The 25,254-nt window shown below is 66.1% G+C and carries 24 protein-coding genes; 14 read left to right on the top strand and 10 right to left on the bottom strand.

From position 1 onward, the window contains the following. Window positions 1-40: 40 nt before the first annotated feature. A complete protein-coding gene (locus tag QNO08_RS04860) occupies window positions 41-1,066 on the bottom strand; it encodes a hypothetical protein (protein WP_229967303.1) in 1,026 nt (341 codons plus the stop codon). A gap of 485 nt (window positions 1,067-1,551) precedes the next feature. Between QNO08_RS04860 and deoC the strand changes: the two genes are divergently transcribed. The 3 genes from deoC to QNO08_RS04845 all read left to right on the top strand — a co-directional run bounded on the left by deoC (window position 1,552) and on the right by QNO08_RS04845 (window position 2,801). Further along, window positions 1,552-2,226 (top strand): deoxyribose-phosphate aldolase, encoded by a 675-nt coding sequence (deoC, locus tag QNO08_RS04855; RefSeq protein ID WP_229967299.1) that lies wholly within the window; start codon window positions 1,552-1,554, stop codon window positions 2,224-2,226. A gap of 38 nt (window positions 2,227-2,264) precedes the next feature. Then, complete coding sequence (locus QNO08_RS04850) at window positions 2,265-2,516, top strand: hypothetical protein (protein ID WP_229967297.1); 252 nt, start codon at window positions 2,265-2,267, stop codon at window positions 2,514-2,516. 138 nt (window positions 2,517-2,654) lie between these two features. After that, window positions 2,655-2,801, top strand: a complete 147-nt coding sequence (locus QNO08_RS04845; protein ID WP_229967295.1) for a hypothetical protein — start codon at window positions 2,655-2,657, stop codon at window positions 2,799-2,801. A 66-nt stretch (window positions 2,802-2,867) separates the two neighbouring features. Here the strand turns inward: QNO08_RS04845 and mfd are convergent, their stop codons facing one another. Both mfd and QNO08_RS04835 read right to left on the bottom strand, forming a co-directional pair. Next, window positions 2,868-6,485 carry a transcription-repair coupling factor gene (gene mfd / locus QNO08_RS04840; RefSeq protein ID WP_229967293.1) on the bottom strand — a complete coding sequence of 1,206 codons (3,618 nt, stop codon included), beginning with the start codon at window positions 6,483-6,485 and terminating at the stop codon, window positions 2,868-2,870. A 1,130-nt stretch (window positions 6,486-7,615) separates the two neighbouring features. Then, complete coding sequence (locus QNO08_RS04835; RefSeq protein ID WP_229967291.1) at window positions 7,616-9,319, bottom strand: M28 family metallopeptidase; 1,704 nt, start codon at window positions 9,317-9,319, stop codon at window positions 7,616-7,618. Window positions 9,320-9,627: 308 nt separating this feature from the next. Between QNO08_RS04835 and QNO08_RS04830 the strand changes: the two genes are divergently transcribed. The 4 genes from QNO08_RS04830 (at window position 9,628) to nhaA (ending at window position 12,702) form a co-directional block, all read left to right on the top strand. Then, on the top strand, window positions 9,628-10,356 hold the full coding sequence (locus QNO08_RS04830) for a hypothetical protein (RefSeq protein ID WP_229967289.1): 729 nt from the start codon (window positions 9,628-9,630) through the stop codon (window positions 10,354-10,356). 156 nt (window positions 10,357-10,512) lie between these two features. Then, on the top strand, window positions 10,513-11,016 hold the full coding sequence (locus tag QNO08_RS04825; protein ID WP_229967287.1) for a DUF2505 domain-containing protein: 504 nt from the start codon (window positions 10,513-10,515) through the stop codon (window positions 11,014-11,016). A gap of 3 nt (window positions 11,017-11,019) precedes the next feature. Further along, window positions 11,020-11,253, top strand: coding sequence for an SCO4848 family membrane protein (locus QNO08_RS04820; RefSeq protein WP_229967285.1), 234 nt, complete (start codon window positions 11,020-11,022; stop codon window positions 11,251-11,253). A gap of 54 nt (window positions 11,254-11,307) precedes the next feature. After that, window positions 11,308-12,702, top strand: a complete 1,395-nt coding sequence (nhaA, locus tag QNO08_RS04815) for a Na+/H+ antiporter NhaA (RefSeq protein WP_229967283.1) — start codon at window positions 11,308-11,310, stop codon at window positions 12,700-12,702. Window positions 12,703-12,790: 88 nt separating this feature from the next. On the opposite strand, the gene QNO08_RS04810 is transcribed toward nhaA, so the two are convergent. From QNO08_RS04810 to QNO08_RS04790, 5 genes are all read right to left on the bottom strand, one after another. Further along, window positions 12,791-13,384 (bottom strand): hypothetical protein, encoded by a 594-nt coding sequence (locus QNO08_RS04810; RefSeq protein ID WP_229967281.1) that lies wholly within the window; start codon window positions 13,382-13,384, stop codon window positions 12,791-12,793. Further along, window positions 13,381-14,250, bottom strand: coding sequence for a hypothetical protein (locus tag QNO08_RS04805; RefSeq protein ID WP_229967280.1), 870 nt, complete (start codon window positions 14,248-14,250; stop codon window positions 13,381-13,383). Before QNO08_RS04805 ends, QNO08_RS04810 begins: the two co-directional genes overlap by 4 nt. Window positions 14,251-14,288: 38 nt before the next feature. Continuing rightward, the gene (locus QNO08_RS04800) at window positions 14,289-15,053 is read right to left on the bottom strand and encodes a signal peptidase I (protein WP_229967278.1); all 765 of its coding nucleotides are present in this window, start codon (window positions 15,051-15,053) and stop codon (window positions 14,289-14,291) included. A 41-nt stretch (window positions 15,054-15,094) separates the two neighbouring features. Continuing rightward, window positions 15,095-15,643 (bottom strand): hypothetical protein, encoded by a 549-nt coding sequence (locus QNO08_RS04795; RefSeq protein WP_229967275.1) that lies wholly within the window; start codon window positions 15,641-15,643, stop codon window positions 15,095-15,097. A gap of 88 nt (window positions 15,644-15,731) precedes the next feature. Next, window positions 15,732-16,316 (bottom strand): alternate-type signal peptide domain-containing protein, encoded by a 585-nt coding sequence (locus QNO08_RS04790; protein WP_284155646.1) that lies wholly within the window; start codon window positions 16,314-16,316, stop codon window positions 15,732-15,734. Window positions 16,317-16,601: 285 nt separating this feature from the next. Here QNO08_RS04790 and QNO08_RS04785 point away from each other — a divergent pair, with 285 nt between their 5' ends. From QNO08_RS04785 to QNO08_RS04760, 6 genes are all read left to right on the top strand, one after another. Continuing rightward, complete coding sequence (locus QNO08_RS04785) at window positions 16,602-17,177, top strand: arsenate reductase/protein-tyrosine-phosphatase family protein (RefSeq protein ID WP_229967271.1); 576 nt, start codon at window positions 16,602-16,604, stop codon at window positions 17,175-17,177. After that, window positions 17,174-17,728 carry a VanZ family protein gene (locus tag QNO08_RS04780; protein ID WP_229967269.1) on the top strand — a complete coding sequence of 185 codons (555 nt, stop codon included), beginning with the start codon at window positions 17,174-17,176 and terminating at the stop codon, window positions 17,726-17,728. Before QNO08_RS04785 ends, QNO08_RS04780 begins: the two co-directional genes overlap by 4 nt. A gap of 245 nt (window positions 17,729-17,973) precedes the next feature. Continuing rightward, a complete protein-coding gene (locus QNO08_RS04775; protein ID WP_229967267.1) occupies window positions 17,974-18,336 on the top strand; it encodes a hypothetical protein in 363 nt (120 codons plus the stop codon). 66 nt (window positions 18,337-18,402) lie between these two features. Next, window positions 18,403-20,133, top strand: a complete 1,731-nt coding sequence (locus QNO08_RS04770) for a sensor histidine kinase (RefSeq protein ID WP_229967265.1) — start codon at window positions 18,403-18,405, stop codon at window positions 20,131-20,133. Window positions 20,134-20,179: 46 nt separating this feature from the next. Next, window positions 20,180-20,587: a YciI family protein gene (locus tag QNO08_RS04765; RefSeq protein ID WP_229967263.1), complete on the top strand. Its 408-nt coding sequence runs from the start codon at window positions 20,180-20,182 to the stop codon at window positions 20,585-20,587. A gap of 7 nt (window positions 20,588-20,594) precedes the next feature. Beyond that, window positions 20,595-21,761: an RNA polymerase sigma factor gene (locus QNO08_RS04760; RefSeq protein ID WP_229967261.1), complete on the top strand. Its 1,167-nt coding sequence runs from the start codon at window positions 20,595-20,597 to the stop codon at window positions 21,759-21,761. 10 nt (window positions 21,762-21,771) lie between these two features. Here QNO08_RS04760 and QNO08_RS04755 read toward each other — a convergent pair whose 3' ends face one another. Together QNO08_RS04755 and QNO08_RS04750 are read right to left on the bottom strand one after the other, a co-directional pair. Continuing rightward, the gene (locus QNO08_RS04755) at window positions 21,772-22,497 is read right to left on the bottom strand and encodes an MBL fold metallo-hydrolase (RefSeq protein ID WP_229967259.1); all 726 of its coding nucleotides are present in this window, start codon (window positions 22,495-22,497) and stop codon (window positions 21,772-21,774) included. 82 nt (window positions 22,498-22,579) lie between these two features. Beyond that, complete coding sequence (locus QNO08_RS04750) at window positions 22,580-23,419, bottom strand: response regulator transcription factor (RefSeq protein ID WP_229967257.1); 840 nt, start codon at window positions 23,417-23,419, stop codon at window positions 22,580-22,582. Window positions 23,420-23,537: 118 nt separating this feature from the next. Between QNO08_RS04750 and QNO08_RS04745 the strand changes: the two genes are divergently transcribed. Further along, window positions 23,538-25,211: a sensor histidine kinase gene (locus QNO08_RS04745; protein WP_229967255.1), complete on the top strand. Its 1,674-nt coding sequence runs from the start codon at window positions 23,538-23,540 to the stop codon at window positions 25,209-25,211. Window positions 25,212-25,254 lie beyond the last annotated feature (43 nt).

Here is a 25,254-nt window from a genome sequence, read left to right as displayed (position 1 = left end):
AGTTTGCCGGCCTGCAACTCCTATGCCGGGACGTCTCCGCTTAGGACCCGTTGATGCTTTCAATAACTCGTTTGGCTTCAGAAGCCATTCGGCGGGAACCATGAATTATGAATACCTTCTCGGAATGGGCCGCTGCTTCCAGTGCTTCATCATTCCGCCCAAGCTCACGCAATGCAAGAGCTGCAACGTATTCCACCTCGGCAAGAGAGTGTTCGGGAAGCAGGTCTCGATGTTCGAGAATTTCTCCCAACCTTTCCGCGGATTCCTCGGCTTTGCCTGTGAGAAGGAGCCAGTGGGCCCGCGCCATGGATATCTCAAGTTCCTGAAAGGCACTGCCGCCTGTGACGGAATTTGCCAGTTCGGCACGTTCAATACATTCCAGCGTCTCCGAGTCTGCAATGCCCGCCGCGAGGCGAACGAGGGCCGAGCCCTTGTTGAACTGAGCCCAAGTATTCACATCGTTGCCTGGTGCGAGGTTTTCGGCTGCCAATGAGTGGTAGTAGGCCCCGTTCTCGGGGTCGTCCGCCAAGAAGGCCACGTTACCCACTGCCCAATAGGCCTTCCCCGCGGTTTCTTGGTCACTCTCTTCATGCGCAAGTTTCGCCATCTCTTGCGCATACGTCCATGCCTCGTCCTCTTGTCCGCTCTCTGCCAGAGCGGCGACCAGGCTATGGAGCATTTCGATTTCGCCTATACCGTCGTCCGTCCCAGCACCACCCAGGGCTGCAACTTCCTGAGCCAAGACCAGCGATTCCCCGACTTGGCCTAGGATCTGCAGGGCCCGGGAGTACAGAGCTTTTGTGCGCGCCAGCATCCTTCGATCCCCTTGAACAGCGGGATGCTCGGAAAGTTCCTTGGCGCTTGCGGCAAACTCTTGCATGTCTCCCAGCTCAAGCTGGCACTCTGCAAGCAGCAAACTCATTCGCCAGTAGCCGATGGAATCTGACTTGACCAAGGCCTTCTCCGCAGCAACGGCTGCGTACTCCTGAGCAGCTTTGTATTCCCGGCGTTCCCAATGCTGGCGGGCCCGGTATTCATTCAGTATCTGGTCGACGGAGTTGTCCACGGCACCTTACTTCATGCTTGTCTGCGGGTGTATCGGATTCACACTACTCCAGGTCCTGCTGGAACGTTGCTTGATCCCGAACAGCGCCGGTCATGCGCAGGGAAAATGGATTCGAGATGCACGGCACGGATGGCGATTCAAACAACATACGGAATTTTGGGTCAAAATCATGGTTTTATCAGTATTGTTTGTGCTGTCTCTGTTGTTCCGTTCCATTACCACTTTGGAGAAGTTAAATGAAGAAACTTGGATCCGCTTTACTTCTTGCCGCGACCATCGCCGTTGTCGGTGGCGCAGCGCCTGCTGCTGCCGCCACATTGAGCTCAGCACCTGCTGTTGTCGAGCCGTCGGGCAAGTGGCCGGTTATTCTCTAGCCAGTAACACAAACGCTTATGGTCGGGACCGGGTCACAAACACGGCTCCGACCATAAGTTGTTCCCGCGCCCAGACAGCACCCCCCACCGTTGCATGGCAAGATAGTGGGCATGTCTACACCCATTGCGTCCTTCATTGACCACACGCTCCTCAAGCCCGAGGCCAGCCGCGACGACATCCTGAAAGTCTGCGCCGAAGCCGCCGAGTACGGGTTCAAGTCCGTCTGTGTGAACCCGCTGTGGGTAGGCACCGTCCGCAATGCCCTCAAGGGCAGCGGCGTGCTGACCTGCTCCGTGATCGGTTTCCCGCTGGGCGCGACCACCACCGAGGTCAAGGTCTTCGAAGCCCGGGGCGCTCTGCAGGACGGCGCCGATGAGATCGACATGGTCATCGACATCGCAGCCGCCCGCCGCCACGACTACGACGCCCTGGTCCGCGACATCGCCGCCGTTGCCGACGAAGTCCATACCGGCGACGGCATCCTGAAGGTCATCATCGAAACATCGCTGCTCACCGACGAGCAGAAGGTCCTCGCCTGCCAGGCGGCCGTCGAAGCCGGCGCCGATTTCGTGAAAACCTCCACCGGATTCAACGGCGGCGGAGCCACGGTGGAGGACGTCGCACTGATGCGCAAGACGGTCGGCCCGGACCTTGGTGTGAAGGCCTCCGGCGGAGTCCGCTCGCGCGAAGACGCCCAGGCAATGATCGACGCCGGAGCCACGCGTATCGGGGCAAGCTCCGGTATCGCTATTGTTAAGGGTGGGAACGCCGCGTCGGACTACTGATCCGCCGGCTACTAAAACTTTTTGAAACGGAGAACACCATGGCAGGAACACGGTCCAAGCAGCCCACGCACTCGGGTGAAGGGCACCTTGTCAGCAACCTCGTCACCTTTGTCATCTTCCTGGCAATCTTCCTGGTCGGGCTCTACTCCCTGACCTGGCTGTCCCTGGACAACGTCTGGCCGATGGCCATCTGCCTGGGCCTGGCCACCCTGGCCTACTTCGTTCCGTTCATGATGGGACGCTCGGACAGCGCCGAGGTTCTGGCCGAGGGCCGCGTACCCAGCAAGTAACAGCACAAGCCAGCATCCTCGTCCACGCAACCCCACGTCAGGGTTGCGTGGACGAGTGCTTTAACGAGTAGTTTTCGGCGCGAAGGCGCGTAGTGACTACGCTGAGCGCACGATGCCGGCCCGTTCTATATTCGAGCCATGAGCATCACTATGACACGCCGCGAATGGCGCCAGGACCGGGCACGCCAGCAGCGCATCGTCCACATCGGATACGGAATCGTGGTCGCCACAGCTCTGATGTCTGTGGCCGTCTTCATCGTTGCCCTGACCAACGGCGGCCACTGACCGACCGCCAGTGACCGGACGCCAGCCGGACGCCCGGCGACAGGGCGCCGGGCATCCGGCACGCGGCTAGTCCTTGAACACCGCGTCCACGACCTTCTGCGCCCAGGCCAGGATCTCGGCGTCGACCAGGTCCCGCCCGCCGATCCGCGCGGTCTTGGGCTTGGGCACCAGCACCGCGTTCAGCGCCGGCTTCACCTGGGCGCCCGGGAACAGCCGCTGCAGGCGCATGGTCCGCGATTCGGGCAGGTCCGCCGGGGCGAACTTGATGAAGTTCCCCTGCAGCGCCACGTCCGTCAGTCCGGCCTCGCGGGCGTTGACCCGGAACTGGGCCACCTCGATCAGGTTCTGCACGGCCTGCGGCGGCTCGCCGTAGCGGTCCACCAGTTCCGCCAGCACCTCGTCGATCGCCTCGTGGGTGAGAGCTGAGGCCAGCTTGCGGTAGGCCTCCAGGCGCAGCCGTTCCCCCGGCACGTAGTCGTGCGGCAGGTGCGCGTTGACCGGAAGCTCGATCTTCATCTCCGCTGCCTTCTCCTCGGCCTCGCCGCGGTAATCCGCCACGGCCTCGCCGACCAGCCGGATGTAGAGGTCAAAGCCGACGCCGGCAATGTGCCCGGACTGTTCCCCGCCGAGCAGGTTGCCGGCCCCGCGGATCTCCAGGTCCTTCATCGCCAGCTGCATGCCGGCGCCGAGCTCGTTGTGAGTGGCCACGGCCTTCAACCGTTCCAGCGCCACCTCGCCCAGCGGCTTCTCCGACGGATACAGGAAGTACGCGTAGGCACGCTCCCGGCCGCGGCCCACGCGGCCGCGCAGCTGGTGCAGCTGGGACAGGCCGAAGTGGTCGGCGCGGTCCACGATCAGCGTGTTGGCGTTGGAAATGTCCAGCCCGGTTTCGATGATGGTGGTGCACACCAGCACGTCAAAGCGCTTTTCCCAGAAGTCCACGATGATCTGCTCAAGCTTGGACTCGCCCATCTGCCCGTGCGCGACGGCGATGCGCGCCTCCGGGACCAGCTCGCGCAGGCGCGCGGCGGTGCCGTCGATCGACGACACCCGGTTGTGCACGAAGAACACCTGCCCCTCGCGCATCAGCTCGCGGCGGATCGCGGCGGACGCCTGCCGGTCCGTGTACGGGCCCACGTAGGTCAGCACCGGATGGCGCTCCTCCGGCGGGGTGGCCAGCGTGGAGGTTTCCCGGATGCCGGTCAGCGACATCTCGAGCGTGCGCGGAATCGGGGTGGCGCTCATCGCCAGGACGTCCACGTTGGTGCGCATCTTCTTCAGCGCTTCCTTGTGCTCGACGCCGAAGCGCTGCTCCTCATCCACGATCACCAGGCCCAGGTCCTTGAACTGGACCTCCTGCGAGAGCAGCCGGTGCGTGCCGATGACCACGTCAACGGACCCGTTCTTCACGCCCTCAATGGTTTCCTTGGCCTGCTTGGAGGTCTGGAACCGGGACAGCGAATCCACCCGGACCGGGAACCCGGAGAAGCGTTCGCCGAAGGTTTCCATGTGCTGCTGGGCCAGCAGCGTGGTGGGCACCAGCACGGCCACCTGCTTGCCGTCCTGCACCGCCTTGAACGCGGCGCGCACAGCGATCTCGGTCTTGCCGTAGCCCACGTCGCCGGAGACCAGCCGGTCCATGGGAACTTCCTTCTCCATGTCCGCCTTGACCTCGTTGATCGTGGTCAGCTGGTCCGGAGTTTCCACATACGGGAACGCCTCCTCCAGCTCGCGTTGCCAGGGGGTGTCCTTCGCGAACGCATGCCCCTTGGACGCCATCCGGGCCGAGTAGAGCCGGATCAGCTCGCCGGCAATCTCCTTGACCGCCTTGCGCGCCCGGGACTTGGTCTTGGCCCAGTCCGAGCCGCCCATCTTGGACAGCACCGGGGTTTCCCCGCCCACGTAGCGGGTGATCTGGTCCAGCTGGTCGGTGGGCACAAACAGCCGGTCGCCGGGGCCGCCGCGCTTCGCCGGCGCGTATTCGAGCACCAGGTACTCGCGCACGGTCTTGCTGGCACCGGCGCCGGTGGCCCGCTGGATGAGCTCCACAAACTTGCCCACGCCGTGCTGCTCGTGCACCACAAAGTCGCCCTCGTGCAGCTGCAGGGGGTCGACGGCGTTGCGCCGCTTCGAGGGCATCTTGCGCATGTCCCGGGTGGAGTAGGCGCTGGCCCGGCCCAGCAGGTCGGCCTCGGTCAGCAGGCCGGTCTTCAGCCCGTCTAAGACATAGCCGCGGCCGGCGCTGGCGGTGGTGATGGAGATGATCCCCGGCACCGGCTCGGTGTCCACCGACTCCGTGAGCGACGCCGGAATGTCGTTGTCCCGGAACAGCTCGGCCAGCCGCGCGGCCGGGCCGGGACCCTCGGTGACGACGACGACGCGCCAGGCGTCGCGGACCCGGGAGCCGATGAACTCCATCATTTCCGCCACGTCGCCCTGGTAACCGCGCGGTTCACGGGCGTTGATGGTCAGGGTGTCGATATCCAGGACGGTTTCGTCGTCGGGGTTGAAGGAGGTGATGGACCACCAGCCCACGGAGTTGGCCAGCGCCGCGGACCGGGTGTCGGTCAGGGACCGGAAGCTGGCGGCCTCCAGATCGGCGCTGATGCCGGCGGACAGATCCAGCGGCGCGGAACCGCCGTCGGACGCCGTGGCCCAGGCGGCGGCGAGGAACTCCTCGTTGGTGGCGGCGAGGTCGTGCGCGCGGGCGCGGACCTTCTCTGGTTCGATCACGACGGAGAGCGATCCGGCGGGCAGCTCGCCCATCAGCGGAACCATCTCATCGACCAGGACCGGGGCCAGGGATTCCATCCCCTCGACGGCGATGCCGCCGGCGATCTTCTCCAGCATGTCGGCGGCCGCGGGCATGGAGCCCTGCAGCTTCGCGGCACGGCTCATCACCGAGGGGGTGATGAGGATTTCGCGGCACGGCGGCGCAAACAGTTCGGTGGGATGCGTGACGTTCGGCCCGGTGAGGGTGCGCTGGTCGGCGACGGCGAACCAGCGCATCGAATCCACCTCGTCGCCGAAGAAGTCGATCCGGATGGGATGGTCCTCGGTGGGCGGAAAGACATCCAGGATGCCGCCGCGGACGGCGAACTCGCCGCGGTGCGAGACCATGTCCACCCGCGCGTAGGCGGCTTCGGAGAGGGCCTTGACGACGGCGTCGAACTGCCGCTCCTCCCCCACTTTCAGGGACACCGGCTGCAGGTCGCCGAGCCCGGCAACGAGCGGCTGCACGACGGCGCGCACCGGGGCCACGATCACGGAGATCGGATGGCCCTCGGGATGGGCGAGCCGGCGCAGCACCGACAGCCGCCGACCCACGGTGTCCGAGCGCGGCGAGAGCCGTTCATGCGGCAGGGTTTCCCAGGACGGAAATTCCTCGATCCCGGCCAGCGGCAGGTAGGAGCGCAGCGCGGCGGCCAGGTCCTCGGCCTCGCGGCCCGTCGCGGTGATGGCCAGCACCACCGGCGGTGCCGTGGCCGCGTTGCCGGTGCCGGCGTCGTCGGCCGCAGCGGCGAGCCCGTCGACCATTTCCGCCAGCAGCGCCGCGCGCATCCCCTGCGGGGCGCCGATCTGCATGTCTTCGCTGCGGCGCTCGGGGGTGCGCGAAGCGAGGGTTCGCACCCGTGCGTAGGACGGGTCTTCGGCCAGTGCGGCGCGCAGTCCGTTCAGACTCATGGGCAGGGGCTCTCCTTGGCTGAGGCGCTGCCGCCGGGTGCGGCGGCAGCTTGGGTGAGGCAAAGCAACGCAAATACCCGAAGTTCACTAGGAACCCCGGGGCTTTTCTTCCAGCCTACCTGCTGGGGTGGGGCACGAAAGGCCTCGTCCGCTGCGGGCTGATGGAGGGCTTCGTCGGGCCGGATCTGCTGTCCGGGCTGCTGGGTTGCCGGGTTGCCGGCTGCCGCGTTGTCGGGTTCCGGGTTGCCGGGTTCCGGGTTGCCGGGTTCCGGGTTGCCGGGTTCCGGGTTGCCGTTCCGGGTTGCCGCGTTTCCGGCTTCCTGGCTGTTGGGTTGCCGGCTTCCGGGCTGCGGGCTGCTGCCGTCTCGGGCATTTCCAGCCGATCCGGGCATACCCTGCCGTTCGGGGCATTTCCAGCCGGTCCGCAGGGGTAAGAAATGCCCCAAACGGTCGATTCTGCCCGAAAAGGAGGATTCTCCACTCCGACCCGGGCAAATCCCTGCCGGTTTGGGATTCTGCTGCCAGTTTGGGATTCTGCTGCCGGTTCGTAGTGGCAGCAGATTCACAAAACGGTCGATTTGTCACAAAACGGAGTGTTTCGCGCAGACCCCGATAACCGCATCTGCCGTCACGGGCCACCTACCCACCTCCCGCTCCGCTTTCCAGCCGTTCCGGGCAAACCCTGCCGTTCCGGCCAAGCCCTGCCGTTTTGGGCAATTCCAGCCGTTCCGGGCAATTCCAGCTGTTCCGGGCAAACCCTGCCGTTCCGGGCAGTTCCAGCCGGTCCGCAGGGGTAAGAAATGCCCCAAACGGTCGATTCCGCCCGCAGGGAGGGTTTGCCACGCCGACCCCGGGCAAATCCCTGCCGGTTTGGGGTTCTGCTGCCAGTTTGGGATTCTGCTGCCGGTTCGCAGGGGCAGCAGAATCCCAAAACGGTCGATCCCGCCCCAAAGGGACGTCGATCCCGCCCGAAAGGGACAGGGTTCCACGCCCCGGACAGCAAGGGAGGCGGAAAGCTCACAGCCGGAGCCCTCCGCCTTCCACCCGGGTTTCTTCACCGTGGCACTACTTCCGCCCGGGCATTACTTCCTCCCGGCGTTACCGCCTCAAGGCATCACTGCCTCAAGGCACTACTTCACCAGGACGTCACCGCGGTACTGCAGCTCCGGTCCGGCCGGAGCCGTCCGCTGCTGGGCATCGACCCCGGCACCGCCGCGCAGATCAGCCTCAGTCCGGGCAAACGTCAGCACCGAGTGCGCCACGGCGTCGGACATCTGGTCCAGCGCTGTCCAGCTGACGTTCCCCAGGTCGTCGCAAGCCTGGTGGTAGCAGGAGTCGTACGCTTCCCCGGCCGTTCCGCCGAACAGCGCCGCTTCCTCCTCCGTCTTGATGTCTTCGGCACCGGAGAACAGGCCGCCGGCGGGAATGCCTGCCGTGATGAACGCCGAGTAGTCCGACCGGCCGCTGAACTCGGTGGGCGCCGACTCCAAGGATTGGGAGGCGAAGTACTCCTCGAACACGCTCTCGATCTCAGCCGACCCCTCGGGACCGGCCAGGTCAAAGGCATCGCCGTCGCCGTCGTACACAAACCGGACAAAGTTCGGTGAGCCCACCATGTCGAAGTTCAGGTTTGCCAGGGTTCCGGCGATCCCCGCTTCGTCGAGCTGGGAGACGTAGTGGTTCGAACCGATCAAGCTATCCTCCTCGCTGCCCCAGAACGCGAAGCGCACCCGGTTCTCCAGCGGATTCTTCTTGGCGTTCTTGGCCAGCTGCACCGCGGTCTCCAGGACGGCGGCGCTGCCACTGCCGTTGTCGTTGATCCCCGGGCCCTCGGCCACGGAGTCCAGGTGGGCGCCGACGACGACGGTGCGCTCCGGATCCCCGGTCCGGGTGTCCGCCAGGACGTTGAAGGAATTGATGACCTGCACCGCCGAGTCCACGGCGATCCGCAGTTCCGCCCCCGGCGTGCCGGCGAGCGCCTCGCCGAGCGCGAAGGTGGCGCTGACAGCGGGAATCGCCGCCTCGGCACCGAGCGTGCCGTTGAGGATACCGGAGCGTTCCTCGGTGTTGCCCTGGTTGAAAAGCACCGCGCCCGCGGCTCCGGCGTCGGCGGCGTTCTGCACCTTGACGGCGAAGTCACACTCCCCGCGCTGGAGCAGCGCAATGTCTCCGGCGGCAAAGCCGATGAAGTCCTCCGGCTCGCACCCTGAGGTGTTGACCCGGTCGCCGGCGAGGTTGATGTCCACGGGGGTGACCGCTGCGGTGACGTCTCCGGCGCCGGAGAATGTCATGGTGGTGAAGTCAGTCCCTGCCGTGTACACGGTGGGAGTGGGCGCGGTTTGTTCCAGCGCTTCGCCGAGCAGCTCGAACTGGCCATAGGTGAACTCCTGCCGCACGGGCCGGTAGCCGGCCCGGCGCAGCTCCGATTCGATGTACTGCGCGGACGCCTCGTAGCCTGGGGTGCCGGCGGCCCGGTTGCCGCCGTTCACATCGGCCGCCTCCTGCAGCTCTTCCAAGTGCTCAAAAACGTTCTTGACGGTGACCTTCGAGCGCAGCTTCGCGCTCTCATCCTTGACCGGTTTTCCGTAACCCGGCTTCCCCGGCTTCCCGTATCCCGGTTTCCCGTACTCCGGCTTCCCCGGTTTCCCCGGCTTCCCGTAGCCCGGCTTCCCCTTTCCGGGATGCTGCCCGGAACCGTATCCCGCGCCGCCGACCCCGGCACCATTAACTTCGGCGGCATCGATCTCGGCGGCGTACACCGGAGCGGCAGTGCCGGCGGCAAGGACAACCGCGGCGGCGAGCGCAGCGCCGCGGAGTGTTCGTTGTGTTTTCATGCTTCCCCTAGGAGTGCGAGTGATGAGCCCCGATCCGGGGCACATGCCGCCGAGGCTAGGGCTCCGCAGGGGCGGCCGGAACCGCAGTCCCCACGCTGGCCGGAACCTGCCCCGAAAAACCGGCAATCCGCCGTCGTACGCGTGACGTGGGCGGTCCGGCCCGCTACGTTGCCAACTTTTCGGGCCACCCCGCCGGCCGGAGGCCCAATGCGCGGGCCCGTTATGGTTTTTCACCGCAGGCCCTGCCACGCTGGAAAGGCACGGGCACACACCACACCGCAGACTCCACGCCACGTAAGGACTGCCCCATGGCACGCAAACTTCTTCTGCTGCTTTCCGCGCTTACCCTCTCGCTGCTGGCCCTATCGGCCTGCAACAACGACAACGAGACCGGAGGCGGCTCGTACTCGTCGGACAATGAAGAGGCCACCTCGTCCCCCAGCCCGGGGTCGGAATCCCCGGATACGGCGGCGGCCTGCGACTCCGCGTCCCCCGGCAGCGCGGCGCAGGAAAGCTGCGAGGCGCAGGGCGTTCCGGGAACCACCCAGAACGCCGAGCGGTGCGGCGCCACCACGCCCAGCCCGATTGCCAGCGGCATCATTCAGGGCACCTTCGGCCCATACTGCGACAATGCGATCGCCAGCACTTACGACACCACGCTGGTGCCCGACGGCGCGGACACCACCGTCACGATCGACTCGACCGACGCCGCCACCACCCTAGAGATGATCGCGCGCGGCTTCAAGGGCAACACGGAGTTCGACGCCACCCTGCATGAACGCCTGTGCGGCGCGTCCCCCGCGGACGCCGGGGAGGAGTACGAAGACCCCCGGAGCGAGGAATCGGATGAGCTGAGCCTGGACTTCACCACGGACGGGACCGGCAACTCCACCGCCAGCGTCACAGTGCCGTGGGTCCTGCCCGACGACGGCATCGGCCGCTCGCTGCTGATCACCCTCGACGACGACGCGACACCGAGCCCGAGTCCTAATGACGACGACGACCGGGCCGTCGCCTGCGTCAGCCTGGAGCGGTGACCTGCTGGAAGTCCGGCCACCCGCGGGAACCCCATTTCGGCGGGAACACCGTTTCGGAGCTGGGGACCGCCGGAGATTAGGATGTTGCTGGGCCGGTGAGCCGTTTGCATCTGCACGCGTGCCGCCGGCAAGACAGCACACCTATCTGGAGGACCCATGGCTTTGAACGCCTCGACCACCCTGCCCCACGACGTCCGCACGGTTACGGACACGTTCGCCAGCGAGGACTTCCTGCGCAGTATCAGCGAGCATGTGGGCGGCGCCCTCGTGTCGGTCAGCGTCGACGGCGACACGACCGGCCCGTTTGTGCTCACCGCCGTGCGCACCCTGCCGACGGACCGGCTGCCGGACATCGCCAAGAAGTTTGTCGGCGCCTCGCTGACTGTGACGCAGACGGAAAAGTGGGCGGCTCCGGCTGCCGACGGCTCCCGCGAGGCGTCGGTGGACCTCTCGGTGGGCGGCGTGCCGCTGAAGGTCAACGCCACGCAGCGCCTGGTCGCCGTCGGCGGCGGCACCCGCGTGGACGTGGACGGCAAGGTCAGCTCCTCGATTCCGTTCCTGGGCGACAAGATTGCCCAGCAGGCTGAACCCATGATCGGCAAGGCCCTGACCCTCCAGGCCGGCCAGGCCGGCAAGTGGATCGAAAGCCGCAAGGCCTGATCCGTGGATAACAGCATTGTCCTGCCCACCGCCCTGGCGGTCATCCTCATCATCGGAGGCTTCTGGAGCCTGATCGTCTGGCCGCCGTACCTGATCGAGGCCTACAAGAGCCCCCGCGCCCGGGACGAAAAGGGCGCCCCCACCCGGTACCTGACCGTGAACCTGATGAAGGCCACCACGTCCATGCTCTTCGGATTGGTCACCATCATTGTTGGTTTCCGGGGGCTCATGGGCTAAACCTGCCCGTCGGTGCCAGAATGCGAATACCCCGTTTCCTGCGGAAGGAGTTCCATGGCACCGGAGCAGCAGAGCCAGCCCGACGACGGCACTCCGGCGCCGCCGCCCGCCAGCGGCAGCACGGTCCTGGGCCGGTCCAGCTATCCGGAAGTCCTGCGCATCCAGGCGATCCTGCGCAAGGAAACGGTCGGCGGCATCCTGCTGCTGATCGCCACGGTGGCGGCGCTCATCTGGGCCAACTCCCCGGCGTCGGGCTCCTATTTCGCCATCCGTGACTTTGAATTCGGCTATGAGCCCTGGCACCTGAAGCTCAGCGTCGGCGAGTGGGCCGCCGACGGGCTGCTGGCCGTCTTCTTCTTCCTGGTGGGGCTGGAGCTGAAGCGCGAGTTCGTCGCCGGCGACCTGCGCCAGTTCAGCAAGGCGATAGTGCCGGTGGCCGCGGCGGCGGGCGGCGTCGTCGTTCCCGCGCTGATCTACGTGGCGGTGAATCTGGTGGCGGGCTCGGACGGGCTGCGTGGCTGGGCCATTCCCACCGCCACCGACATCGCGTTTGCCCTGGCCGTGCTGGCGGTGATCAGCTCGCACCTGCCCTCGGCGCTGCGGATCTTCCTGCTGACCCTGGCCGTGGTCGATGATCTGCTGGCGATCACCATCATCGCGTTCTTCTACACCGAGGACCTGCACCTGCTCTATCTGGCGATCATGCTGGTGCCGCTGGGCCTGTTCCTGTACCTGGCGCAGAGCAAGTCGCGGATTCTCGCCGCCCATCCGGCGTCCGCCTGGCTGATCCTGCTGCCGCTGGGGCTGGTGGTGTGGGCGCTGATGCACGTTTCCGGGGTGCATGCCACGGTGGCCGGGGTGCTGCTGGGCTTCTGCATTCCGGTGCTGCGCCGCGACCCGTACGGCAAGCCCGTGCAGCCGGGACCGGGCAAGCCGGGGCTGGCGGAGATTTTCGAGCACCGGTTCCGGCCGCTGTCCGCCGGTTTCGCGGTGCCGGTGTTTGCGTTCTTTTCCGCCGGCGTCGCGATCGGAGGTTTCAGCGGCCTGGGCTCGGCGCTGGCCGATCCGGTGGCGGTCGGCATTCTGGCCGGGCTGGTGGCCGGCAAGCCGCTGGGCATCCTGGCCACCACCTGGCTGATCACCACCGCCACCAAGGCCCGGCTCGATGCCAGCGTGAAGTGGATCGACCTGCTCGGCATCGGGATCCTGGCCGGCATCGGCTTCACCGTGTCGCTGCTGGTCAACGACCTCAGCTTCGATCCCGGCACCGAGCACAATGACCACGCGAAGGTCGCCATCCTCGCCGCGTCGGTCACCGCTGCGGTGCTGGCCTCCATCCTGCTGCGGATCCGCAACCGGCATTACCGGACTGTGGAGGACGCGGAGTCCCGGGACGCGGACGACGACGGGATTCCGGATGTTTACGAGGACGACGACGGCGGGCGGTAGCGGCTAGGGGCGGAAGTACGGTAACCCGGCTGGGCACGGAGCACTGCCGAACATGCTGCGATGTGTGCCAGCCGAAGGCTGCACGGGCTCAGGAACAGGGATAGTTGGTCCAGAGAGTCGTCGAGTAGAACATCTGCAGTGGTGTACTGACTTCAGACTTGAGGGACCTCGCCACTACATCGTCCCCAATTCGGGTGATACCTCTGCCTTCCGTCACAACAATGGCGGTCCTCATCGTGACTGTTAGTGGAAAACGGGCGGTGAAGGTCGCCCCGAATTCCTCACGAAGCGCTGGCAGGTTGGAGGGTTCCACGCTTGATGACGCCAGCGGAACAGCGTACGAGACCGATTGGCCCCTCGACTGGAAGGTCAGAATGTACTTCGCCTCGGGATCAACACCCGCAGCGGGGCTCCACTCCACTCGGTTGGGCGAAGCTGTGACACAGCGGGCGGCTGACGGAACGGGAAGGGCATAGCCTGTCGTCCCGACAATGCTCACCGCACGGCTCTGACTCCACCACGCGTACGCAGCGGTCCCGCCGAGCCCCAGCACCACTGTCAAAATGAAAGCAATGGCGGCCGTTCGGAAACCCGGCTGGACTCGGAGCCGGGCGAACCAACCCAGCCCAGCTTCGGGCAGATTTTCCTCGGCCGGTGCAGCCCCCACCTGCTTCTTATTCATGCCTGCCTTTTTCGTACACGAAGAACAACTGCGGCGCAGAAAACCACCGACATACCTATCAGGAGCGTACCCGAGAGCGACCGGATGATTGGCTCCACAGTGCTCTGGAAACCAGCAGGTACGATTCCGGCCGGGGGCTGCTGTTGGGGCGGGACAACAGCCTGAGGCTGGCGCACGTAAGCGGGGCGTTCCGGCAGCGCAGCCGGGAAAACGCTGTTGGTGGTTGTTGCAAGACGGGGTCCCGATATCGCGGAAAGAGCCACCAGTTCCGAGGTGGACGCGGCTGTGCCCGTTGGGGCAGGGTTGCCTGGATGTGCTTCCGATTCGGCGGGCGGCTGGATCGGACCGCTCAGAGCAGCACAGGCTTGGCGGGGTGCAGCATCTTTGGATTCCAGGAGGAAAACCACGTCGAAATCAGCCGTGCGGTTCATGGTGTCGTTCGGGGCATCGGCGGAAAGATCGACGACAAGGCTCAGGTTAAGTTGCTCTCCGGATGCAAGGTCCCGCACCTGCGGGACGTCGGTGCAGCTGCCCTGGGAGCCCAAGGCAACCCGGTCCCCGGGGGCCGCTGCCAGTCCGGCCGTCAGGCCCAGCTGCCGGTCGAGCTGTGGGTCGGAACGAACCATGACGGCAGCCGAGGACAGGCGTGCAGGTTCATCGCTGTTGTTGCGAATCCAGATGGTGGCACCAGCCGAGGCCCCAGGTACGTATTGAAACGCTTCCTTGAAGATAGGGCCAGTCATCGTCCGTGAATACGTCACACCGTCGAGACTGAATTCGAGATAGTCATCGGCCGCGAAAGCGCCGGGCGCTCCGGCCAGGGAAACGGCTACAGCAACAGCACCGACGGCCGATGCGCCGATCAATCGCCGGCTCCGTCCCCTCGTGGATGCTGTGGACCGGTTCATGAGACGGTGGCGTGCTTTCGAGTTTCGACACGGTGGCGGGTTGAGGTGTTCTCGCGAGAATGGTCGTGGTCACAGCCGTCACAGTCCGTCAGGATGGGATCGCCGTGCTCGAGGAAATCGGAGCCGCTGTCAGTGGAAGAACCGAAGCTGGGGAAGATTGTGTCGTCGTCGGGTCCCTGCTCGGTCGGGCCTTCCGTGGACCCGCCGTCGTCGTTATTGCGCTTCTTGGCCAGGGCACCGCGGACCAGAGCAACCACTCCGTATCCCATCAGGGCAAAGGCGCCCCATTGGGCAATCGCACCGCGGTCGGAGTTGCCCAGGCCGTTGGCAATGAAGCCGACAAACGGGACCGCGTAGAAGAGCTTTCCCTTGACCTGGATTTCACGCACGGGCAGTTCGTCTTCAACGTCGTTGTTGTCGCCCTTGGTGGTGAAAACCGTTTCTCCACTCTGCTCCGCGCTGATGGCGGTGATGCGGTGGGTGATGACGGCGGGAGAGCCGGATTCAATCTGGTAGGTGATGACGTCGCCGATGCGCAATTCCTCGAAGGGAATGGGCTTGACCACGAGGAAGGTTCCCGGTGCGTACTTCGGGGCCATGGAGCTGGTGAGGACGCTGTAGGTCTGTGAGCCGGTGAGCATCGGAACGACAACCAGGGCGAGGGCAGCCAGGGTTGCGAGGCAAAGCGCGATGTAGCTGACACAGGTGCCGATGAAGCTCAGGGGGCTGGCTTTGACTTCCGCTTTCCTGCGACCGCTCATGGTTCTTCCTGTCCTGTTGATCGTTGGTGCTACTGGGCTGCTCAAACGGGCAGCTGGGCTACTACCAGGGCCGGCTGCATACTGAAGTTCCGCCCCAGGTATTCCGCCGGTGTGGTTCCGCTGAGTTCCGCTTTCAGACAGATTCCCTGCGGGATGCTCTTTGCGAGTATCGGCATTTTCGGGGCCGTTGAATACGAACCGGCTCCCACCAGGTCACAGTTTGTTCCTGCTGTAACTGCTGCTGCTTTGACCGTCAGATGGCCGCCGAAGCCGTTGACCGCGCCCAGGCCGGTCAGGCTGGCCTGAAGCTTCAGCGGGGAATTTGCCGTGACGTTGACGTTGTTCGTGACCTCAAAGTATTTGACAGCCGGCTTGCCGCCGCGTGTGAGCTGCCCGGCCGCAAAATCAATGGGCGTTGTGGTCATGTCCGCACCGTTGATCAGGATGCTGAAGTCCGCTGCCTGGATGGTGCCGGCGTTGGACGGTGCTGCTGCGTTCCACAGTGCGTAGCTTCCCTGGACCGTCATGAGGCCAAGCACCACGGCGGCAAAAATCAGACCGGCCGCTTTCAGTGCTCGAAGACTCTTCACGGAATTCATCTCCAGGGGGAACAGGCTGTGCGCGGAGCGTGTGCACCGCGCACAGCCAGGGGTTAGAACAAGGTGGCGTTAGCCGGTGTTAGTTGGTGGGAGCGGGCGTGGCTGAGGCGGTCGGCGCCGGCAGAACCTGCTGGTCCAGCTTGTAGGAGATGTTCTTGAAGTCGGCCAGCGCCTTGACGCTGCTGCGCAGGTCCGTGTCCTGCTTGAAGGTGAACTTCGCTGAGGCGGTTACCTTCTGGGTGGGCGTTTCCTTGCTCGACTCGATGATGGCGTCCTTCAGGTCTTTACCTGCAGCGTCCTTGACGACCACGTTTTCGACCGTGATGTTCTGGTCCACGAAGGTGCTGGAGGGGATGTTCTGGATGGAGAGTTTGGCCTTCATCAGGTCGCCGACCAGCGTGACGTCCATGGTCTGGCTGTAGGTGAGGACATCACCGGGAACCACCTTGTAGTCCGTGACAGCGTTGGTCGGATCCAGGTCCACCACAGTGCCGTAGGCGTTCTTCCACACACCGGGCTGGGTGGTCAGTTCCAGGTCACCGGCTGCGATCTGACCGGCATTGGCTGCCTGCGTCTGGTTCCAGACTGCCAGGGTTCCGCCGCCGCCGAGCAGCAGTGCAGAGCCGAGACCGATTGCCAGTGCGCCTTTAGCCATCTTGTTCATTGTGTTCCCCTTGTTCGTTGTGCTTGAAACTTTTCGGCCTAGGAAGGTTTTCCTTGCCGCTGGGTATTACTTTGCCGCTCCGTCCTCAAGAAACAACGCCGTCTTCCCGCAGGGTTCTAGCAACGTTTGGCCAAAGCTCAAGGGCCGCACAAGGTAACCTCAACAACAGCGCAATGAGCCGCGGAGTCATCCGAAAAACGGCCGTTCGCGCGCCGAATAGCACGCACAAAGCACCACAAGAGCACCGAACCAGTCTCAAACCAGCACGATCCGAAGCCCGAGGACATGACCACCAACACCCCGTTCCGCATCCTGACCGTCTGCACCGGCAACATCTGCCGCTCCCCCATGGCCGAGCGCCTGCTCCAGGCCGGCTTCGACGCCATGGCCCCCGGAGAGTTCGAGGTGGCGAGCGCCGGCACCGGCGCGCTGGTGGGCTCGGGCATCGAACCGCACGTCGCCGGTTTCGTGAACGTCTTCGGCGGGGACTCCACCAACTTCGCCTCCCGCCAGCTCAGCACCAACATCCTGGCCGGCCAGGACCTCATCCTGGCGCTGAGCCGGGCGCACCGCAGCAAAGTGGTGGAACTAGCGCCCGGTCTGCTGCGCCGCACCTTTACCCTGCGCGAGCTGGCCCGGCTACTGCCCCAGGTGGACGGACAGCACGACGTCGACGCCTCCCAACGCTGGACGGCGGCCCTGTCGCGGGCGCTGCGGCTGCGCTCCGCCAACCCGGTGGGCCCGGAGGAGGACGACGTCGTCGACCCCTACCGCCGCAGCGAAGAGGTGTACCAGCAGATGGTCCACGAGCTCGCCCCCGCCGTGAACACGCTGCTGTCCTGGGAACGCCGGCACCGGTGACGGACAGCCGACCCGCGCCGTTCCCGCCGCCGCCTCCACCGCCTCCGCAGCCCTCGCCGCCGCCCCAGCCCTCGCCGTCGCCGCCGCGCCCGTCCCGCAGAGTCCGGCAGCGCCGGACGCTGGCTGCTCTCTTCCTCCTCTATATAGGGGTGCTGGCGCTGATCGTGTTCTGGCCCTCCCCGGTGGACCAGGGCTCCGCCGGAACGCTCGCGGCCGTGCTGCGCAAGCTGCATGGACTCGGGGTGCCCGGCTGGGTCAATTACTCCTTCGTCGAGAATCAGGCCAATGTCCTGCTCTTTGTGCCCTTTGGCCTGCTCGCCGCCGCCTGGCTGCCCGAACGGCGGATCTGGTGGGCCGCCGCCGGCGGCATCGTGGCCTCCTGCCTGATTGAAGCCACCCAGGCCCTGCTGCTGCCCAACCGCTTCGCCATGATTTACGACGTCACCGCCAACTCGCTCGGCGCTGCCCTGGGCTGCATCGTTGTCTACGCCTGGCGCTCCCGCCGCAGTACCTCCCGCCGAGATGGCAGTAAGTCCTCGTCTGAGCGCTGAGAACTGCGCTTACTGCCATCTCGCGGGGAGGTAAACAGGGAGGTAAATACCGGGACGCAGAATCTTGTCCCGATCTTGCGTTTTCCCGGGGGCAGTTCCTGAGCTAACGCTGGCATTCTCTTAACATCAAGTCCCATCACCCAGCACCGCCGCCTCCAGCGCGGCCCCACCGAGCGGAGGTCCCCCATGGTTCCACTGGCATCCGCGTCCGTCGTCCCGTCGCGGCCGACTCCCGGTTCCCGGCGATGATCGCCACCGCCGAGCACGGCCCCGACCTGATCGCCCGCGAACAGCTGCTCGACCTCACCGATGCCGTGGGCCCGGCCTCGTGCCGCGAGTTTGTCGGCAATTACGTCGCCCTCTGGGAATCCCGCTATGAGCGCCTGCACCGCGCCGTGACGGGGGCCGACGACGCCGCCGCCATGGACGTGGTGCTCAGCATCAAGATCTCCAGCGAGATGGCCGGAGCGATGCGCCTCGCCGCCCTGGCTTCCGCCGCCCAGCAGTGCCTCGTCCGTTCCGGTGCCGTGGACCTCGCTTCCATGCTCGGCGTGATCGCCGCCTGCGGCCGGGAAACCATGGCCTGCCTGCTCGCGTCCCTGGACTAGATCGCAGGCCGGCGCCGGTACCCTGAGGTGACGGCAGTTCGCTTACCAGGGAGAAATTCACCAACGATGTCACGGCTCGCCACACGCGTACTGTCCTCCCTGGGCCTGCAGACGGAGTTCTACGAGCTGTCGCTGAACCAGCGGATCAAGATTGCCCACGGTCCCCTGGTGATCACCGTCATCCTGCTCTGCGCCATCTACGCGTTGCTGCTTCCCGAAGTCCTGCACCGGCCGGCGTTCCAAACCGGCCTCGTGCTGCTGCTCCTGATCACCGTGGCCGCCGCCGTCGTTCCGTGGAACCGCTTCTGGTATCCGACCTACTGGATCCTGCCGCTGATGGACTTCGTGGCCATCGGCTTCCTGTACAACGGCAGTCAGGGCCTGGCCCTCGGCGTTTATCTGCTCTCCGTCTTTCCCGTGTTCTGGATGGCCTGGTCCCGCGTCTCCACTGTGGGCGCCCGCGTGCTGAGCTTCGTCGGGCCGCTCATCATCGTCTGGTATCCGGCCTTTGTCTCAGAGATACCCATCACCGGGCAGCGCCTGGCCGCACCGATCCTGGGACCGCTGGTCACCCTGGCCGTCGCCGTGACCGTCACCCTGGTGCGGCAGGACATGGCCGCCCAGCAGGCGGCACTGGCGCACAAGGACGAGCTGCTGGAAAAAGCGCTGGCCGAGAGCACCGAACGCTCCGAGCTGCTCGACGTCGTCCTGAACGCGATCGACGTCGGCGTGCTGGTGGTCGGCGCCAACGGGTCGGCGGTGCACAAGAATGCCCGGATGCAGGTGCTGGATGACCGCGTCCGGCCCGCCGGCATGAAACACACCCAGGAGCAGGACCTGCTCTTCTTCGGCGCCGACCGCACCACCGCGCTGGCCCCGGACGAGCGGCCGGTCGGCCGGGCGATGAAGGGCGAGTCGTTCCAGGACGTGCTGATCTGGTCCGGTCCCGCCGGCCACCAGATGGCCCTGTCCTGTTCGGCGCGCATCCTGCGCAACGAGAACGGGTTCAACGGCGCCGTCATCACCTTCAACGACATCACCGCCCTGGCCGATGCCCTCCGGGCCAAGGACGATTTTGTTTCCAACGTCTCCCACGAGCTGCGCACTCCGCTGACCTCGATCATCGGGTACCTGGACCTGGCGCAGGCGGAGGCCGAGGACACCGGGCTCACCGGAACCATTCCGCAGGCGCTGGACGTCTCACTGCGCAACAGTGAACGCCTGCTGAGCCTGGTTTCGGACCTGCTGACGGCGGCCTCGGGCAGCGTGGCCCTGGATCCGCGCCCCTTCTCGGTGGATGCGGGGATCAGCGCCGGCCTGCGGTCGGCCTCGCCCCGGGCTGCCGCAGGCGGCGTCGTCCTCGCCGCCGAACATGCGCCGGGGCTGACCGTCCACGGGGATCCGGGACGGCTCGCGCAGGTGATGGACAACCTGCTCTCCAACGCCATCAAGTATTCGCCCGACGGCGGCACCGTCACCGTGCGGGTCTGGACCGAGCCCGGCCGCGCGTTCCTGCAGGTTCAGGACACGGGCATGGGCATGGACGACGCCGACCAGAGGGAGCTGTTCACCAAGTTCTTCCGCACCGGTGCCGTGCGCCGGGCCGGCATTCCGGGCGCGGGCCTGGGCCTGGCCATCACCAAGAACATTGTCGAAGCCCACGGCGGCACCATCTCGCTGTGCAGTGAGCCCGGCCGCGGGTCCACCTTCACCGTCGCGATTCCGCAGCCGCAGCCGCCGGCCGGCACCTTCGCGCCGGATGTCGAGATCGCCAAAACAGCTTCGTCCTTGGAGTGAATGCAGCCACAATGGCTGTGTCGCACCAAACCAAGGAGAAACCGCCATGGCCAAGTACCTATTGCTCAAGCACTACCGCGGCGGCCCGGCAGCGCTCAATGATGCGCCGATGGACCAGTGGACGCCGGAGGAAATCTCCGCCCACATGCAGTACATGCAGGACTTCGCGGACCGGCTGACGGAAACCGGCGAGTACCTCGACGGGCAGGCGTTGTCGCCGGAGGGCACGTTTGTCCGGTACGACGGCGAGGGCCGTCCGCCGGTTACCGACGGTCCGTTCGCGGAGACCAAGGACCTGATCGCCGGGTGGATGGTGCTCGACGTCGACAGCTACGACCGCGCGGTCGAGCTGGCCGGGGAACTGTCCGCGGCTCCGGGTCCGGCGGGCCAGCCGATCTACGAGTGGATCGAGGTCCGGCCCTTCCTCAGCCCGCCGCTGACCGTTACGGAATGAGCCCGTCGTGGCTGACGCCGCCGTCCCGAACGAGGTGCTGCTGCGGGCGCTGATCCCGCAGGTGATCGCCGTCGTCGTCCGCCGCGGAGCCGACTTCGCGGCGGCGGAGGACGCGGTGCAGGAGGCCCTCGTGGAGGCGCTGCGGAAGTGGCCGGAGCAGCCGCCGCGGGATCCGAAGGCGTGGCTGGTCACCGTGGCCTGGCGCAAGTTCCTCGACGCCGTGCGCGCCGAGGACTCGCGCCGGCAGCGCGAGCTGCGGGTGCGGGCCGAGCCCGCCCCCGGGCCGGCCGGAACCGGTGACGACACGCTGCAGCTGTACTTCCTGTGCGCGCATCCCTCGCTCAGTGCGTCCTCGGCGGTGGCGCTCACGCTCCGCGCCGTCGGCGGGCTGACCACACGGCAGATCGCCGCCGCCTATCTGGTGGGAGACGCCACCATGGCGCAGCGGATCAGCCGGGCCAAGCGCCTGCTCGCCGGGCGCCGCTTCGACTCCCCCGGTGACGTGGGCACCGTGCTGCGGGTGCTGTATCTGGTGTTCAACGAGGGCTACTCCGGGGACGTGGATCTGGCCGCCGAAGCCATCCGGCTGACCCGCCGGCTGGCCGCCGGCATCGATCATCCCGAGGTGAGCGGGCTGCTGGCGCTGATGCTGCTCCATGCCGCCCGGCGTTCCGCGCGGACCGGTCCCCGCGGCGCCCTGATTCCGCTGACCGAGCAGGACCGCAGCCGCTGGGACACCGCGCTGATCACCGAGGGCGTGGACGTGCTGCAGCGGGCGCTGGCCCGCGACCGGCTGGGCGAGTATCAGGGGCAGGCAGCGATTGCCGCGCTGCACGCCGACGCCCGCACGGCCGGGGAGACCGACTGGCCGCAGATCGTGGAGTGGTACGACGAGCTGGTGCGGCTCACCGGCAGTCCGGTGGCCCGGCTCAACCGCGCGGTCGCCGTCGGCGAGGCGGACGGGCCGCGCGCCGGGCTGGCGGCCCTGGCCGCGCTGGATCCCGGGCTCCCCCGGCACACCGCCGCGCTGGCGTACCTGACCGAGCGCGACGGCGACCCGGCGGCGGCGGCGCGGCTCTACGCCGCCGCTGCACGTGCGGCGCCGAATGTGCCGGAGCGCGACCATCTGACGCTGCAGGCGGCGCGGCTGAATGCTGAGCTGCGCGGGACCTGACGGCGCGGCGTCAGGTCCCGGCGCCGGCCCCGGCTTGGCGCACTGTCTCCTGGACCGTGCCCGGATTCCCCCGCCACGGTGGACCGTGTCCGGGCAGCACCCAGACGGCGTCGACGTCGGCGAGCCGGCCGAGGGATTCCAGGGCCTGGTCCGGGTCGTCGGTGAAGGGTGCCGGCTGCAGGCCGGTGCGGCCGGTCAGCACATGCCGGGTGGTGAGCGCGTCGCCCACGAAGACGGCGTCGGCTGCCGGCACGTGCACGGCGACGCTGCCCGGTGAGTGGCCCGGCATCGCGATGATCCGCGGTGAGCCGGGCAGCGGCAGCACGTCGCCGTCGGCCACTTCGGTGACCTCGGTGAGGGAGGCGGTGCGCCAGCCTTTTTTGCGCAATCCGTAGGCCAGGAAACCCAGCATGGGGCCGAGCTTTCTTGGCCCCATCGCCGGTTTCGGCTTGTCGCCGCCGCGGGCGCGCTCGGCGTCGGCGGCATGGACGAAGACGGGGACGCCGTACTCGCGGCGCAGCTTCTCAGCGAAACCGATGTGGTCGCTGTCGCCGTGGGTGAGCACCAGGCCGCGGATGTCCCCGGGAGTCCGGCCCATGGTTTTCAGTTCGTCGAGCAGCTCCGGCCAGTGTCCGGGGAGTCCGGCATCGATGACGGTGACGCCGTCGTCGGTGTCGATGAGGTAGGCCGCCACAATGTCATTGCCGATGCGGTGCAGGTGCGGGGCGAGCTTCATCGGAGCTCCTTAGAGGTGAGACGCGGGTTTCCGTCGGGTCTCATCTAAGCGCTGCCGGGTTTCGGCGGCAAGCGTTGCAGGCTTAGCGGGCCGGTGCCAGCCGGTATCCGACGCCGCGGACCGTTTCCACCCAGCGCGGCGAGCGGGAGTCGTCGCCGAGCTTGCGGCGGACGTTGCCCACGTGGACCTCGACGGTGCGTTCGTCGGCTTCGCTGATGAAGCCGCCGGCGTCGTATTCGTCGCCGCGCAGCCGGCGCACCAGGTCGGTTTTGGTGCGGACCCGGCGGCCGCTCTCCAGGACGGCATGGAGCAGTTCAAACTCGGTGCGGGTCAGTTCCACCGCTACGCCGTCAATTTCGGTGGTCCGGGTGCCGAAGTCCAGGCTCAGGCCGTTGTGCTGAAAGTGCCCGGCCTCCTTGGCCTCGGGAACGGCGGGCGCCGCGGCGGCGGGGGCGGTGTCGGTGATGGCCGTCGTCGTCGAAGCAGCGGAACCGACGACAGCCGCTTCCGGGACCGCGGGGTCGGGAGCCATGTCGGCGTTTTCGTCGCTGGTACGGGGGCGGCGCAGCATCGCGGAGATGCGGGCGCGCAGCTCGCGCGGGCGGAAGGGTTTGGTGATGTAGTCGTCGGCGCCGGCCTCCAGACCCATGAGGGTGTCGAGCTCCTCGGCGCGGGCGGTCAGCATGACAATATACGCGTCGGAAAACAGGCGCAGCTGGCGGATCACTTCAAAGCCGTCAATGTCCGGCAGGCCGAGGTCCAGGGTGACCACCGTGGGATTGTGCGTGCGGACTGCTTCCACGCCTTCGGCCCCGTTGGGACTGGTGAATACCTTGAATCCGGACTGCTGCAATACCGCATTTAATAGATCGCGGATATCTTTATCGTCTTCGATGATGACTGCAACGCGTTGTGTATCCATTTTTGGCTGATTTTTCCGTCCTGCGAGACCTTTTGATAACCCGCTCCCCTACGCAGATATACTACAGCCTCCCCCTATAATCACTGCTATAGCTATGAGGATTCCGGGGGTCCCTTTTTTGTCAACATTCGAGCGCCGCGTCTTGGCACTGATGGGTATTCGCCGCGAATTTCATGAATTATCGCTGCGCCTGCGCGTTGCACTGAGCCAATTGCCGCTGCTGCTCACCGTCCTCATCGCACTGCCCCTGGTCGCAGCTGTGAGTCCGCAAACGTTCCGCGAGGATTATTTTCAACTGGGCCTGGTGCTGCTGGCCGCGGCCTCCTCCGCCTGCCTGCTCGTTCCCTGGCAACGGCTGTTCCATCCCGCCTACTGGGTAATTCCCCTGCTGGACTTCGCCGTGATCTGCTGCCTCTATAACGGCGGAAGGACAGCTGTCACCGGTTTAAGCCTGCTGTGCGTGTATCCGGTGTTTTGGCTGGCGTGGTCAGGCACCTCGCGCTGGATCGCCGGGCTGCTGAGTTTTTCCGGCACCCTGCTGGTGGTGTGGGCGCCGCTGGTTGCCGCCGGCCAAACCTCGCTCAGGGATTTGGCCAGCCCGATGCTGATTCCGTTTGTCATGCTGGGGATCTTTTGCACCGTTGTGGTGGTGGAGCAGGACACCACCGCTCAGCACACGAGGCTGCTCGCCGCCGAGAACAGCTTGCAGGGCAGCCTGCAGGAAAGCAGGGTTCACTCGCAGCTGCTCAACGGCGTGCTGGAAACCGTCGATGTCGGCGTCATGGCCCTGGACGCCACGGGCCGGACCATTCTGATGAACAGCCGGCAGCGGATCAACCATGCCCTGGCGGGTCTGGGCGGCGACAGGGATCCGGGCGGCGGTGCCCTGATCTTTGGACTGGACCAGGTCACGAAGTTACCCCATGCCCAGCGCCCGACCCAGCGAGCGATGCGGGAAGAGTCCTTCTCCGACGTCATCGTCTGGGTGGGAACCGGCAAAAGCCAACGTGCGCTGGCCGTCTGCGCCCGCGCACTGCGCGATCACGGCACGTTTGCCGGGTCGGTGCTCGCCTACAGCGACGTCACCGACGTGGTCAATGCGCTGAACGCAAAGGAGGACTTTGTCTCCAGCGTCTCGCACGAGCTGCGCACTCCCCTGACCTCGATCATCGGCTACCTCGACCTCGCGCTCGACGACGCTGACGAGCAGCAACTGAAAGGTCCCGTCCGCACCGGCCTGCTGGTGGCCCAGCGCAACGCCGAGCGGCTGCTCACTCTGGTCTCGGATCTGCTGACCACGGCCTCGGGCATCATCGCCCTGACGGAGGCCGACGCCGATCTTGCCGAGCTGGTGCACACGAGCCTGGACTCCGCGGCAACGCGGGCCGAGGTTGCCGGCATCCGGCTGCTTTGCGACGTTCCCGATTCCTTGCCGGTGCGGGTGGATTCCGGCCGAATCCTGCAGGTGCTGGACAACCTGCTCTCCAACGCCATCAAGTACTCCCCCGACGGCGGAAAAGTCACCGTCCGAGCCTGGGCCGAGCCGGGCACGGTGGTGCTGGAGGTCGCGGACAACGGCATGGGCATGAGCCCGGACGATCAGCTGGAGGTCTTCACCAAGTTCTTCCGCACCGGTCAGGTCAAAAAGGCCGCCATCCCCGGCGTGGGCCTCGGACTGGTGATCACCAAGTCCATTGTGGAGGCCCACAGCGGGAAGATTTCCTTCGAGTCGGAGTTGGGTGTGGGGACGGCGTTTCGGGTGGAGCTGCCGCTGAGCAATTCTCCCCCGTAACTAGCGGCCCTGCCAGCGGACAACATACGGGGACCGGGATCTT

The organism is Arthrobacter sp. zg-Y820 (genome assembly GCF_030142155.1).
GTDB lineage: Bacteria > Actinomycetota > Actinomycetes > Actinomycetales > Micrococcaceae > Arthrobacter_B.
Note: the sequence above shows the minus strand (reverse complement) of the source record. Positions and strands in the feature narration are given on the sequence as shown.